This is a genomic window from Methylorubrum sp. B1-46 (genome assembly GCF_021117295.1).
Taxonomy (GTDB): Bacteria; Pseudomonadota; Alphaproteobacteria; order Rhizobiales; family Beijerinckiaceae; genus Methylobacterium.
This window is the reverse complement of the sequence record NZ_CP088247.1, coordinates 4,078,663-4,091,050: the sequence shown is the minus strand read 5'-3', so window position 1 is coordinate 4,091,050 and position 12,388 is coordinate 4,078,663. Positions and strand designations below refer to the sequence as shown.

Below are 12,388 nucleotides of genomic sequence, written 5' to 3'. Positions count from 1 at the left end.
ATGCCGATTGGTATTAGCCGGCGCTTGGACCACGTGCGTTCTGAGGAGTTCTGGGATCGCGTGATGCACGAAGCCTACGAGATCCTGCCTGCGCAAGGCAGCATGTCGGTTGCGGACATCATGGTTCGGCTGCGAATGACGACGCTGAAGGGCGGCCGCTTGGTCAAGGAAGCGCTATCCGAGGGGATGCCGCGCAAGAAGATCGAGATCAGCGTCGAATACGAGCGATACTTCCAGAGGGTTGGCAAGGACGCCTATGCGCGCCTCCCAGGCTGGGACGGCGCGCTGGGCAAGCGGACGCGCGCCGGGTAGGGTTGGCGAAGTGTCCGGCGCCTCCCGAGAGCGCCGGCGGGCTAAACTCACCTGGACCTCAGGAAGGATTGGCGCAGCTTCGGCCCTGCGTCACCAAAGGTCCTCCTCGTCGAGACGCTGCAGGGCCGAAACATGCAGCCGCAAGCTGTCCGATAGCTCGCCTCGGACCAAGGCGAGGTCCCCGAGTTCGTCGAACGCGACGTCGAGCAGTTCGGGACCCATCACCTCGACGAAGGCTCCTTGGGTCTCCTCATCGTATTCGGTGGATTCGACGACGCGATCTGATACCGCCCTCAGCCTGCCCAACCGTTCCCTGGTCGGCGGAAGGCGCCGGCGTGTGGCCCTTCCGGTTGAGCTTGACGGAGCCTTATCCTGCTCAACGTCGCGCGGACTCGCGTGCCTCATCGTCTCACTCCCGTTGCTAGAGTGCGCTTCGTGTCTGGGGAACCGGAGTCGTAAATCGTCTGACACCGGTCGCGGCCATGTGCTCGCGGTCGGTGCGGTTGATCTGCAGGGCGGGGCAGCCTACCGCCCGGGGGACTTCGACGTCGCGATACCGTCCGACCACTGGCGCAGGGGCAGCCAAACCCTATCGGCACTTGGCGGCACCAGCGTCGTATTTATATCGCCAGTATATTCTACCGCCGATCCGCCTGCTTGACCATCACCCTCGCCGCGCCGGACCAGGATGGTCGTGTCGACCTGTGGATTGCGGGAACTTCGGTAAGGGGAATTCGGCAACGGCCCGGCAGCACCGACGACAGGCATAGGGTCAGTGCTCTCCGGGATGGCCCTGGGGGCCATCGGTTCCCACGTCATCTCGGTCAGCGGCTGTGCTTTTGCTCCTCAGGAGCAGGCCGATTGCTCCGAGCCTAGCCGCCCGGCAAACGTCGTGAATGCCCTTCACGGGCTGCTTGGTACGGACCGAAGCCGACGCCCTGGACACCTGCCCGTACCGACGGAGCATTCGCAACGGGGACTGGGACGACAAGGTCGGAGGTGGCGCTCGCGGATATCGCAAGTCAGGTGGCGGTTCCGCGGCGTCGTAACGCGCCATACCGCTTCCGCATCGACCTTTGAGGTTCATTGAGAACGGAAACGGTCTCTTGCAACTGGACAGGCTACCTTCGGCACCGCGTGCGGCCGCGATGCCCTTTCGTCCCGTCGGTCGCCGCACATGGCGACGAGTTCCGGATCGGCCTCCGGTATTGCAGTTGTATATACCTGCGGTATAATTAGAGACTTCACCCACGTTTCGTCGATGCGGCGCGGCCGTCCCAGAAGGGGCGGCCGACGCGCGTTTCTCGTACGCCAGCCGCCATGCGCGATCCAGGGGTAATTTCAATGGAACAGGGGGAGCGAACGATGTCGTTCGGCATCCAGAGGTTTCGGGGCGAATCGTCCAGTTCAGGACGGCCGCTCACGGTCTTAGACGCATTGTTCGAGGGCTTGGTGGGGATGGCCGCCGAACGGTCGGACGCCCAAAGGCTGGTCGCGCGCGGACAGAATAGGAAAGTTGCCGGTCGGGACTTGTACGCGGGCGACCTGGAATTAGATGTCGCCGTGACGCGAAATGCTCCGGCCAGGATGCGAAATTCACGTCGCGATGGTGCAGCGGAGACCCGGCCCCGTGGACGGGAGAGACGAAAATCACGGCCAAGCGCCCGAAGTCGCTTGTCGGCGGGAGCGAGCCGAAGCGTACGTGGCGTCGCGCGGCATGGATTCGAACGCCGGTCGCTACCGGGATGCCTGGAAGGATGACCGCTTGCGACCCGGCCAGGTGCGTCGAGGAGAACGTGACGGTCTCGGGCGGAGTCAAAGGAAAGCCATCCGGCGCACCGAGATGGACGTAAAGCGAACCCGCGCACGTCCCGGCTATCGCGTCCTCAGGCAAGCAATTCTCCCTTCTCTTCGCATGGAGCGGCGTTGCGATGGCCCACGGTGAACGGACGACCGACCTGATGCCTGGCGCCGTGGATCTGCGGCAGGTGGTCGATACGACGGCATTGTGCCCTCTGGACCGGTTGGCCCTTCGACGGAACCTGGATGTCGAACGCCGTGACGGCTTCGGCCCACCGGACAAGCTTGTGCCCGTGGGCCTCTACGCTCGCTACTCGTCTAATAAGCAGAAGGAGATGAGCATCGAGCGTCAGGTCAAGGTTGTAACCGCTTACATGAGGAAGCTTGGTTACGCGATTTACGTGCTGTATGACGACCCTGCTCGAAGTGCCCGATCAATGCGTGATCGTGAAAGCCTGCAGCGTTTGCTCGAAGACTGTCGGTCTGGCAAGATAAAAGTCATCATGGTTGAGGACTTTGACCGGTGGTCCCGCGAAACTTACGATGCGGTCGAAGTATGCGAGGAATTGAATGAGCTTGGCGTGGAATTTCATAGCGCCGGCGACTTCAAGGCACTGAACAAGAAGGAGGTCATCGAAGCGGCACTCAAGGCCGAGGCGGATCGGGACCGTCGCACCCTGATCATGGGCATGGGCAGGTTCCAGCACGCTGCCCAGGGCGGCGCCCATTCCGGTGCGTTCTTCGGATATCGGTACGGCGAAGAAAGGGGCTTCCTCGTGCGTCACCCCGAGGAAGAGAAGACCATATTTTCAATCTTTGAAATGGCAGCCGCGGGAATTTCCTACCGAAGCATCGGCCGGATCATGAAGGAACGCGGGGTTGCAGGACCGACGAAGGATTGCAGATGGACGAAATCGACCGTTGCGAACGTTTTGGGCCAGTTGGCCTATACGGGTAGATGGTACTATCCATTTACCTTGAATACGTTCGACCGCAAATCGGGGAAGGTCACCGTCCAGCGTCGGCATCCGAGCGAGATGACGCGCAACTACTTCGATCACCTTCGAATTGTGCCAGACGATCTGTTTTTCGCTGTCAACGAGAAGCGACGCCCCCGGGGGAAGCAGAAGTTCGAGCACAGCCACTTCTTGGCCGGAAAGGCGACGTGCGACTGCGCCGGGGTCGAAGGCCAGCGGTTCACCTTGGGTGGTCGACAGCTAACCTGCAACGTCTGGTCGGACGGGGGCTGCTGCCCGGCGAGGCGTCACTCCGTTATGCACGAGACCGTGGAGCGCGCCGTCCTCACCGCCGTTTGCGGCAAGCTGCGGTCCTTCGTCGGCGAGGAGGATTTCGCGGCTGCCGTCGACCGCTCGCTACGTGAGGCCTCCGCCGCCCGCCGCGCCGCCCGTGCGGATGTTGCGCGTAAGATTGCGGTCACCCGCGAACAGCTTCGCCGGGCGCTCGTCAAGGAGCTTGAATCGACCTATCCATCCGACCTGTTGTCCGAGGAGAGGAGCCGGCTGACGGGGGAGCTCGCAGACCTTCAGGCCCGTTCGGCGGGCCTCGCCGAACTGCCCGAGGTGGACGAAGCCGGTGAGAGGCTTCGAACACTTTCCGCCACGTTGGATCACCTTATCGAGCGGGTGCCATTCAGGGCCTTGACGGAGGCGGAGGCGAAGGTCTCCGCCGCCCTTGCCCGCCTCGTCCAGCGGGTGGTGGTCATACGGGATGGCCGGCCGGCGGGGACCTTGGGCCTGGCCATCCACCTGGACTTCTTGGCGTTCCTACAGGAGGACGGGAGCTGCGGCTCGCCCGGTGTTAGCTTGGACGTGATCCATGTCGATGTCGAGCAGCCGATGGGACGCCATGTCCGCCTTCGCGAAGACGCCCAGCGGCTTATGGCAACCGGAGGTTATCGGATCGACGACGCGCGTTGGGCCCTCGTCGCCAAGCACCTCCCGGACGTCACGGGCCACAGGAATGACTCGCGCCACATCCCGACGCGGGCTCTGGTCGACGCCCTCCTGCTCCGGCTCCGGACGGGCCTGCCTTTGCTGTCGGCGGCGTTCGGCGACGCGCTGGAGATGCGGCGTGCACTCTCGCGGTTCGTCTATGCCGCAGGGGACCAGATCCTGATTGACCTCCTTCGCGAGGCGGACCCTTCCTTCGTGGCCGGACTGGACCTCGGTCCGGTCGAGGCCGCGCGGGCGCGCTGGAAGGTTGGCGGTGATGATTGGCGCAAGCGCAGGGGGCCGGCCGCACGCTTCCACGCCCTGAATGGCCAGGATGCGCTCACCGACGAGCAATGGCTGGCCTCGAAGCCGCTGTTGCATTCGTCCATCGAGATCTCGTTCAAGGGCACCCCGGGCATTCCCGGCCGGCTGCTTCTGGAGGCGGTGATCCTGGCGCTGCGGACCGGCCTCTCATGGCGCAGGATGCCGGAGCGGTTCGGTGACGAACGGAACCTCACGAATTCCGTGCGCCGGCTGGTCCGCAGCGGAAGTTGGGACCGGTTGCTGGAGCTATGGGCGCTGCGCTTCCCTGAGCTTCTCGATGACTTGGATGTCGGGCGCTTGGCCAATATGCTCCGGGGTTCGGCGCAGTGGCAGGGCCCGTCACCCAGGCGCTCGCGCTACGCCAGGAACGGCGGCGTGGCCCCGGCCGTCCATCGAGCGCGCCGACGCAAGTCGCCTGCCGGGCGGAAGAGGGACGCGGCCTAGGCGCCGCCAGCCGTGTTCTTGGACGGCGAGCGTCAAGGGTCTGGACGTTGGGCGCAGGAACGAATGCAGAGAGTGCTCGATGGCGATCGGCCAACGCCCGTGCTGGTCGCGGCGTCCCGGGCGCTATCCTGCGTACGCCTCCGGGCGAAAGGGCACGCGGCCAGCCTTCAGCTCCTGTAGGCGACCAGGATCGTGCCGGCCGCTATCAGACCGACGCCCAACCAGTTGGGGACGGTCAGGCGTTCTCCGAGGAAGATGGTCGCGAAGACCGCCACCAGGACGACGCTCAACTTGTCGATGGGCGCCACGCGGGCGGCATCCCCGAGCTTCAGGGCGCGGAAGTAACAGAGCCACGATCCACCGGTGGCGAGCCCCGATAGGACAAGAAACAGGTATGTTCGTCCCGAAACTGAATCGAGTGGTTGCCATTGGCCCGTGCCGGCCAAAAGCGCGCCGAGGACGCACAGGATCACCACCGTACGGATGAAGGTGGCGAAGTCCGAGTTGATGTTCTCTATCCCGATCTTGGCAAAGATCGCCGTCAGCGCGGCAAATGCCGCCGAGAACAACGCCCAGAACTGCCAGGAGGCCAGCACGGCTTTCATGGGCATCTCCGAAAGTCGGAAACGAAAGGGGTCGTGACGAGCAGCCGCCGAACCGAGCAACATGCAACGCTGTTCGACGGTCTTATGCGGATGCCGATGATCCACGGCGCCGTAGCGCTGCCGCGCCCCGGCAAGATGGAGCGGGGCGAGGCTGCCGCCTCAGCATTCCGCCGGCGCCGGAAGGGAGGTCGTCCCGGTCTGCCCGCCCCTTCGGCATCGGTGAGGCCCTCACGCATCTGGGGTTGACGTGGGCCGGGAGCAGGAAGGAATCACGGGTTGCTCGCTTAAACCGGGCGGCGGGTCGGTCAGAGGCGGTCGAACACGGAACCCATCCTCGGGCTGAACAAGCGCTCGTAAGTGCGCATGAGGAAGGCGTCGGTCATGCCGGCCACGTGGTCGCAGATTACGCGCCGACCGTCAGGCGCCTTTTCGTACGCCTCGTAGGTCGACCGCGGCAGGAACGACTTCGGCTCCGAGGCGAGGGCCTCGAACACCGCGACGACCATACCCTGACCCTTGAATTCGAGGTGCTGGACCCCCGGGCTGCGAATGACGACCTCCCGGACCAGTTCCTTCAGCGCTTCCAGGAAGGTGTTCGCTCCGGCTTCGATGGCAGCCCGATATCGAACGAGGGGCTCGTCGAACTCCTCCCTGGTCTCGATCACGCAGTTCGTGATCAGGTGATGGACCATCCGGCCGATGCACCTCTTCCGGGTATCGCCGGCACCGAACAGCCGATCAAGGAATCCCTCATAGACGTTGTTGCCGAACTCCTCCGGGTATTTCTCCTTGAGACTGTTGAGGAAACTTGAGCTCTTCTCCTCGGTCACGTGCGCTTCGAAATCCACCTGCGTTACCAGGCCAAGGGCGAGGGCATCCTCCAGGTCATGGATGCCGAAGCCGATGTCGTCGGCGACGTCCATGATGCTGCAATCGAACGACTTGTGGAGGGGCTTGCGGTGCTTGCCCTCTTGATCGCGGGCCTCGGTGAAGGCGTTGCGGTCCTTTTCGCTGAGTGGGGCGAGGATCCAGTCGACGACGTCTTGCTCGCAATCCAGGTAGCACTTGGGCGGCTTGGAGGCCTCGCGGTCGATGATCCGGATCGACTCCGGGCCGACGTGGAGGGCGGGGCGGATGTCCGCGTTCATCGCGAGGCTGAAGGGCACGGGATACTTCAGAACCCCGAGCAGGGTGCGCCGCATCAGGTTCGCGCCGGCGGCCTTGGAGAACTTTTCCAGCCTGGACAGGATGCGCAGGGTCTGGCCGTTGCCCTCGAAACCGCCGGCACCGCGCATGCAGAAATTCAGGGCGACCTCGCCGCCGTGGCCGAACGGGGGGTGGCCGAGGTCGTGGGTCATGCCCACGGCCTGGATCATGCTGAGGTCCGGGATGTATTGCCGGGCGGAATGGTCGGCATAAACCTTCTCGAACCGCCGCGCGATCCCGCCGGCGATCTGCGCGACCTCAAGCGAATGGGTGAGCCTCGTCCGGTAGAAGTCGCTGTCGCCGAGGTTCAGGATTTGCGTCTTGCCCTGCAAACGCCGGAACGACGCGGAGTGGATGACCCGGCTGTAATCGGTGGCGGCCCCATCGCGGGCGTCGTCGGCCTGGGCCTGCCATGGTTCGCGGCGGTCGTACCAATCCATATGCAATCACTTTCGCGGCTAAACTCGATCCAGGCAGCCGGTACCTCTCGGCTGCGCTGGGTACCAACGGAAAGCGTCGATGCCGCCGCGGTTCCTTGCACACGGCGCCTCCGTCCTCTTAGGAGCCTTGGCAGTTGGATGTGCGGGTCTTCCACCGTCGGTGTTTCGAGCCGCGGGACAAGGGCCGCTACGCCCGTAAGGGAGGCTGACAGCGCAATCCGCAGGCCGGGACCGAGGCTCGCTCCACGGGGGAACGGTCCGTCTACCGCTGCACGAACCCGATGTCGGCGGCGACGCCCTTGAGGCGCTCGGGCTCGCGCTCCTTACGCTCGGAGTAGCGGTCGACGAGGTAGTCGGCCCGTCCACGCATCAGGAGAGTGAACTTCATCAGCTCCTCGCAGACGTCCACCACCCGGTCGTAGAGCGGCCCGGGCTTCATTCGGCCGGCGTCATCGAACTCCTTGTAGGCCATCGGCACCGACGACTGGTTCGGGATGGTGATCATCCGCATCCAGCGCCCCAGCACCCGCAGGCTGTTGACCGCATTGAAACTCTGCGATCCGCCCGAGACCTGCATCACCGCAAGCGTCCGCCCCTGCGTCGGGCGCACCGAGCCCTCGCTCAGCGGCAGCCAGTCGACCTGGGCCTTCATCACCCCGGTCATGTTGCCGTGCCGCTCCGGGCTGACCCAGACCTGCCCCTCCGACCAGATCGAGAGCTGCCGGAGTTCCTGCACCTTCGGATGTTCGACGGGCGCGTCGTCGGGCAGCGGTAGCCCGTCCGCGTGGAATATGCGGACCTCCCCGCCCATCGCCTCCAGCAGCCGTGCCGCCTCGTAGGCCAGGAACCGGCTGAAGGACCGATCCCGGAGCGACCCGTAGAGGACGAGGAATCGAGGCGCATGGTCGAGCGGCGTCGGCGGCGCCATCCGTTCCTCGGTCGGCACCTCGAAATGCGCCTCGGAGAGGTTCGGCACCCCGTCGGCGAACGGCTGCTGGGGCTTGTCCAAGGCGCTTAACTCCTCTATGTTTCAACGATAGTTGATATGTAGGTCATTCGATGGACGAACGGCAAGCCCTCGCCGCCTTCGCCGCCCTCGGCCAGGAGCATAGGCTCCGGGTCGTGCGCGCCCTGGTCACCGCCGGTCCGGGCGGCCTCGCCGCGGGCGTCCTCGCCGAGACGGTGAACGTCGCCGGCAACAACCTGTCCTTCCACCTGAAGGAGCTCTCGCACGCCGGGCTGATCACCTCCCGGCGCGAGGGCAAGTCGGTCATCTACAGCGCCGCCTACGCCGGCCTGTCCGACCTCGTCCAGTTCCTCATGCGTGACTGCTGCCAGGGCCACCCCGAGGTGTGCGCCCCGGCCGTCGCCGCGCTCGCCGCCTGCGACTGCACCACCGGGGACACCCTCCATGCCTGAGCCAGTCTACAACGTCCTGTTCCTCTGCACCGGCAACTCGGCCCGCTCGATCCTGGCCGAGGCCATGCTCAAAAAGGAGGGCGGCGGGCGCTTCCGCGCCTTCTCGGCCGGCAGCCGACCGAAGGGCGAGCCGCACTCGCTGGCGCTGCAGGTCCTGCGGGAAAGCGACTACCCGACGGAGGGCCTGCGCTCGAAGTCGTGGGACGAGTTCGCCGGTCCCGAAGTCCCCGTCATGGATTTCGTCTTCACCGTCTGTGACAACGCCGCCGGCGAGACGTGCCCGTACTGGCCGGGCCAGCCGGTGACGGCCCACTGGGGCATCGAGGACCCCGCCGCGGCGGAGGGCTCGGAGATGGAGCGCAAGCGCGCCTTCGTCACCGCCCAGCGCTACCTCAAGAATCGGATCGCGGCCTTCGTCGCCCTGCCGCTCGGCAGCCTCGACCAGGTCGCCCTGTCGTCGAAGGTCCGCGAGATCGGCCAGATGGCCGGCGCGACCTCGGCCCGCCCGGAGGTCGCGTGATGGACGTCGTCATCTACCACAACCCCGCCTGCGGCACGTCCCGCAACACCCTGGCGATGATCCGCAACGCCGGCATCGAGCCGCACGTGGTCGAGTACCTGAAGACGCCACCGAACCGGGCGCTCCTCAAGCAGATGCTCGCCCGCGCGGGCCTCTCGGTCCGGGATGTCCTGCGCGAGAAGGGCACGCCCTACGCCGAGCTCGGCCTCGCCGACCCGGCGCTGACCGACGAGCAACTCCTCGACGCGGTCGAGGCGCACCCCGTCCTGCTCAACCGCCCGCTGGTCGTCAGCCCCAAGGGTGTGCGCCTGTGCCGCCCATCCGAGGCGGTGCTGGACCTCCTCCCCGCCCAGCAGGGGGAGTTCGTGAAGGAGGACGGCGAGCGCGTGGTCGACGAGCGCGGCCGCCGCGTCGCCACCGCTTGAGGACACCATGAGCACCTTCGAACGCTACCTGACCCTCTGGGTCGCCCTCTGCATCGTGGCCGGCATCGCCCTCGGCCACGTCATGCCCGGCTTCTTCCACGCCGTCGGCGACGCTGAGGTCGCCAAGGTGAACCTGCCGGTCGCCGTCCTGATCTGGCTCATGGTCATCCCCATGCTGCTCAAGATCGACTTCGCCTCGCTGCGCCACGTCGGGCGGCACTGGCGCGGCATCGGCGTGACGCTGTTCATCAACTGGGCCGTGAAGCCCTTCTCGATGGCGGCGCTCGGTTGGCTGTTTATCGGCTACCTGTTCCGGCCCTACCTGCCTGCCGACCAGGTCGATAGCTACATTGCCGGGCTCATCATCCTGGCGGCGGCGCCGTGCACGGCGATGGTGTTCGTCTGGTCGAACCTGACCCGCGGCGAGCCGCACTTCACTTTGAGCCAGGTGGCGCTCAACGACACCATCATGGTGGTGGCCTTCGCGCCCCTCGTCGGCCTGCTGCTCGGCCTGTCGGCCATCACCGTGCCCTGGGGCACGCTGGTGCTGTCGGTGGTGCTCTACATCGTCGTTCCGGTGATCATCGCCCAGGTCGTGCGCCGCGCCCTCCTCGCCTCGGGCGGGCAGCCGGCGCTCGACCGGTCGCTCGCCAAGCTCGGGCCGGCCTCGCTCGTGGCGCTCCTCGCGACCCTGGTGCTGCTGTTCGGCTTCCAGGGCGAGCAGATCCTGGCGCAGCCCGCGGTGATCGGACTGCTGGCGGTACCTATCCTCATCCAGGTCTACCTGAACTCGGGACTGGCCTACATCCTGAACCGCGCCGCGGGCGAGCAGCACTGCGTGGCCGGGCCCTCGGCACTGATTGGCGCCTCGAACTTCTTCGAGCTCGCGGTGGCGGCCGCGATCAGCCTGTTCGGCTTCAACTCGGGCGCGGCGCTGGCCACCGTGGTCGGCGTCCTCATCGAGGTCCCGGTCATGCTTTCCGTCGTATGGATCGTGAACCGCTCGCAGGGCTGGTACGAGCGTGGAGCGGCCGGCAAGGCAGCGGCGCTGAAGCCTGCCTCCCGTGAGGTCTGAGGTCCACAACCGCCTCGTCGTCATCTCGGCCCTGGGCGTGGTGGAGATCCTCGCCTGGGGCTCGTCCTTCTACTTGCCGGCGGTGCTCGCGGGGCCCATCGCCGCCGACACGGGTTGGCCGCTCGCCTGGGTGGTCGGGGGGCTGTCCGTCGGCCTGCTGGTCGCGGCAATCGCCTCGCCCCGGGTCGGGATCGCCATCCACCGGCACGGGGGTCGGCCGGTCCTTGTATCTGCGGCCTTGCTGCTAGCGGGTGGCCACTTGGTGATCGGCCTGGCACCGAACCTTCCGGTGTTCCTGTCCGGCTGGCTGGTCATTGGGCTCGGGATGGGCTGCGGCCTCTACGACCCGGCCTTCGCCACCCTCGGCCGGCTCTACGGCGACGAGGCGCGCCCGGCCATCACCACCCTGACCCTATGGGGTGGGTTCGCCAGCACCGTCTGCTGGCCGCTCTCGGCCCTTCTCGTCGAGCAGGTCGGCTGGCGCTCGACATGTCTTGCCTATGCCGGGCTGCACCTCTTCGTCACGCTTCCCCTGGTGCTCGGTCTGATCCCTGAGGCGCCTGCCTTGGCTAACGGCGGGGACGTAAAACACCTTGGCGAGGCGCCGCTCACCTCGCGGGAACGGCGCGCCTTCGCGCTGATGGCCGGCGTGCTGGTTTTCGGCGGCACCGTGATGACGTTGATCTCGGTCCACCTGATTACCTTGCTGCAGGCACGCGGCGTGGCCTTTGCCGCCGCCGTATCCTACGGCGCCCTGATCGGGCCGTCCCAGGTCGGAGCCCGCGTTGTCGAGATGGCCAATAAGGGGCGGCACCACCCGCTCTGGACGCTAAACGTGGCCATGGCCCTCGTGGCGTTCGGGCTGGCAATCCTGGCATTGGGCATTCCTGCGGTCGGCATCGCCTTGGTGCTCTACGGTGCCGGCAACGGGATCTACTCGATCGCGAGAGGCACGGTGCCGCTCGCCCTGTTCGGGTCGGAACGCTACCCGGTTCTGGCGGGGCGGCTCGCCCGGCCGAGCCTGATCGCCCAGGCTCTTGCTCCGTCGCTGGGGGCCACGGTCCTCACCTACGGCGGCCCCGATTTGGCCTATGCCCTTCTGGCGGTGCTCGCGCTCGCGAACGTCGGTTTGGCAGGCGCCTTGTGGGGCACACGACCGGAAGCGGTCGGCATCCCTGGCGAGGCCGAGGCGGTTTCGAAGAACAGGTGCTTCGCGTCAGCAGCCAAGCCGAAAGGCCGCCTTCGAAACGGCCCCCCTTCTTCGCTCTAGGTTGCTTCAGTGCAGAACAATGGTGCCCGGCACCGGAATACCGGGTTGAGCATCATAAGGTGGCCGGTTCGGCACCACATCCAGGCGGCAGTGGCCCGTCCACGTCGGCCTCTGGCGGCCGCGCAAAGCACCCGATGTCATTGATCTTTCAACAATTTGTGGCAGACATCTCTAAATTGGGCGACTGGTCTCCGCTGGCTCCCGAGCCTCCGCTTGGGAGCCAGCGGAGGCCGGTCGCCCAAATGTCTGCTCTCTGCGATATCTATCTGTACATGCGCGATTTTTTTGATTTTGGGTGGTTACGTGTCCTCAGGATCCTGTAGTAGATAACTGGCCTCCTACGCCCGGGCCCGGAAACCGAAACGAAGAACGGCATCTCGGCAGTTTCGTGCCATGCATGGCTGCCGCCGCCTTGTCGCTAGAGTGGTGTTCAAGTCTGCTAACCGCAGCAATCGGAGCACCGCGGCCGAGCGCTTACTGGAATTAGCCAGTGCGCAGCATCCGTGTGATCCCGAGCGCCCTCGTGGGCCATCGCCCCGCGGGCGCGACGCACGTCCATGCACACGACGTGGAACACCGCGACTTCGGTCATCCGC

11 protein-coding genes are annotated in these 12,388 nt (G+C 65.8%); 7 read left to right on the top strand and 4 right to left on the bottom strand.

Annotation, left to right across the window (positions count from 1 at the left end):
- The first annotated feature begins 63 nt into the window (after positions 1-63).
- Positions 64-312: a hypothetical protein gene (locus tag LPC10_RS19100; RefSeq protein ID WP_003596801.1), complete on the top strand. Its 249-nt coding sequence runs from the start codon at positions 64-66 to the stop codon at positions 310-312.
- A gap of 90 nt (positions 313-402) precedes the next feature.
- On the opposite strand, the gene LPC10_RS25560 is transcribed toward LPC10_RS19100, so the two are convergent.
- Positions 403-537: a hypothetical protein gene (locus tag LPC10_RS25560; RefSeq protein ID WP_255538462.1), complete on the bottom strand. Its 135-nt coding sequence runs from the start codon at positions 535-537 to the stop codon at positions 403-405.
- Between the two features lie 1,706 nt (positions 538-2,243).
- Between LPC10_RS25560 and LPC10_RS19095 the strand changes: the two genes are divergently transcribed.
- Positions 2,244-4,832, top strand: coding sequence for a recombinase family protein (locus LPC10_RS19095; protein ID WP_003596798.1), 2,589 nt, complete (start codon positions 2,244-2,246; stop codon positions 4,830-4,832).
- Positions 4,833-4,999: 167 nt separating this feature from the next.
- Here the strand turns inward: LPC10_RS19095 and LPC10_RS19090 are convergent, their stop codons facing one another.
- The 3 genes from LPC10_RS19090 to arsH form a co-directional block, all read right to left on the bottom strand.
- Positions 5,000-5,437 carry an EamA family transporter gene (locus LPC10_RS19090; RefSeq protein WP_003596796.1) on the bottom strand — a complete coding sequence of 146 codons (438 nt, stop codon included), beginning with the start codon at positions 5,435-5,437 and terminating at the stop codon, positions 5,000-5,002.
- Positions 5,438-5,742: 305 nt separating this feature from the next.
- Entirely contained in the window at positions 5,743-7,083 is a 1,341-nt protein-coding gene (locus tag LPC10_RS19085; protein ID WP_003596795.1) for an anti-phage deoxyguanosine triphosphatase, read from the bottom strand.
- A 262-nt stretch (positions 7,084-7,345) separates the two neighbouring features.
- A complete protein-coding gene (gene arsH, locus LPC10_RS19080; RefSeq protein ID WP_017484361.1) occupies positions 7,346-8,092 on the bottom strand; it encodes an arsenical resistance protein ArsH in 747 nt (248 codons plus the stop codon).
- Positions 8,093-8,142: 50 nt separating this feature from the next.
- Between arsH and LPC10_RS19075 the strand changes: the two genes are divergently transcribed.
- From LPC10_RS19075 to LPC10_RS19055, 5 genes are read left to right on the top strand one after another with little or no spacing between them, the layout of a single operon-like run.
- The gene (locus LPC10_RS19075) at positions 8,143-8,502 is read left to right on the top strand and encodes a helix-turn-helix transcriptional regulator (protein WP_003596793.1); all 360 of its coding nucleotides are present in this window, start codon (positions 8,143-8,145) and stop codon (positions 8,500-8,502) included.
- A complete protein-coding gene (locus tag LPC10_RS19070) occupies positions 8,495-9,022 on the top strand; it encodes an arsenate reductase ArsC (RefSeq protein ID WP_003596792.1) in 528 nt (175 codons plus the stop codon). The genes LPC10_RS19075 and LPC10_RS19070 overlap by 8 nt, the downstream gene beginning before the upstream one ends.
- Positions 9,022-9,447, top strand: a complete 426-nt coding sequence (gene arsC, locus LPC10_RS19065; protein WP_003596791.1) for an arsenate reductase (glutaredoxin) — start codon at positions 9,022-9,024, stop codon at positions 9,445-9,447. Before LPC10_RS19070 ends, arsC begins: the two co-directional genes overlap by 1 nt.
- Before the next feature lie 7 nt (positions 9,448-9,454).
- A complete protein-coding gene (gene arsB, locus LPC10_RS19060) occupies positions 9,455-10,522 on the top strand; it encodes an ACR3 family arsenite efflux transporter (RefSeq protein WP_231343939.1) in 1,068 nt (355 codons plus the stop codon).
- Complete coding sequence (locus LPC10_RS19055; protein ID WP_003596788.1) at positions 10,512-11,792, top strand: MFS transporter; 1,281 nt, start codon at positions 10,512-10,514, stop codon at positions 11,790-11,792. The genes arsB and LPC10_RS19055 overlap by 11 nt, the downstream gene beginning before the upstream one ends.
- Positions 11,793-12,388 lie beyond the last annotated feature (596 nt).